This window comes from Streptomyces synnematoformans (assembly GCF_039531005.1).
GTDB classification, from domain to species: domain Bacteria; phylum Actinomycetota; class Actinomycetes; order Streptomycetales; family Streptomycetaceae; genus Streptomyces; species Streptomyces synnematoformans.
The window spans coordinates 1-1,251 of sequence record NZ_BAAAPF010000671.1; the positions used below are offsets into that span (position 1 = coordinate 1).

Consider the following 1,251-nt stretch of genomic DNA (forward strand, 5'->3'; position numbering starts at 1 on the left):
AGGCCGCGGCCCGGCGCCGGGCGGAGCAGCGGCGGCAGCGGGTCGCCGCGGGGGCCACGGAGTTGGAGCAGCGGCTGACGGACCTGCTGCGGGACGGGCTGGCGACGGCGCCGCGGGGCGCGGTGTGGGAGGAGACGGCGGCGCGCATGGTCGACGCGCAGGCGCCCGGGCTCGCGGCGCGGGTGCGCGAGTTGGGGTCGCTGCCGGCCTCGGGCCCCGGCTGGCCCGCGCGGCTGCTCGCCGAGTGCAGCCTGATACATCTGCTGGACCAGGGCTTTCTCCGGCTGGACGAGCTGCCGGGGCCGCTGGCGGCGACGGTCCGGGCGCGGGTGGGCCTCACGGTCGACGCCGCGGGGCTGCTGCGCGGCGGCACCCTCCGGGACAGCTGGCTGGTGCTGGCCCAGGAGGACGCCGACGACGGCAAGTTGGTCACGCGCCGCATCTGGCTGCACGGCGCGCGCTCGCAGCGGACGGCGCTGCTGCTGGCGTACGGGGCGGCGGGCCGGGTGCCCGAGCAGTCGCTGCCCACGGGGCTGGTGCTGGACGCGGAGCTGGCGTACTACCCGGGCGCGTACCCGCTGCGCGCGGTCCTGGGCACGGTCCACGCGGGCCCGCGGTCCCCGGCCGGGGGCGAGGGCGGCGGCGCGGAGAGCGCCGTTCCGCCGGGGGCAGGGATCGCGGAGGCGGTCGCGGCGTACGGGGCGGCGCTGGCGGCGGACCCGTGGCTGGAGGGGATACCGGTGGTCCTCACGGACGTGGTCCCGGTGCCGGAAGAGGGGGACGAGGGCTGGCAGCTGGCCGAGCGCGGCGGCGACCGCGCGCTGCCGCTCCACCCGGCCGCGACGCGCGGCCCGGGCGGGTGGCAGTTGCTCGCGGTCTCCGGCGGCGGTCCGGTCACCGTCTTCGGCGAGTTCGGCCACGCGGGCTTCCGCCCGCTGACGACGTGGTCCGCGGGTACGGCGGTCCCCCTCACGGGCGCCGCCGCGGCGATGGCGGGTACGGGGACGCAGATCGCGGCGCCGAAGGGAGGGGGCGGGTGGCGTTGACGACGGACCCGGCACGGTCGCGGCGAAGCCGGCAGACGGAGCGCGGCCGGACGGTGCCGGAGTGGGAGCCGGCCGCAGCGGAGCACGCAGCGACCGCGACAGAGCGCGGACCGGCCGCGGAGGGCCGAGCGGAGCCCCTGGCCGCGCGGCCCTCCGGCGGGGCCGCCGCGCTGCCGGCGGCCGCCCGGCGGCGAGTGACCGTGCG

1 protein-coding gene is annotated in these 1,251 nt (G+C 80.3%); it reads left to right on the forward strand.

What is annotated here, in order from left to right; genetic code table 11:
• A partial coding sequence (locus ABD317_RS37025; protein ID WP_344296473.1) for an SWIM zinc finger family protein occupies nucleotides 1-1,046 on the forward strand: 1,046 nt, incomplete at its 5' end.
• Nucleotides 1,047-1,251 lie beyond the last annotated feature (205 nt).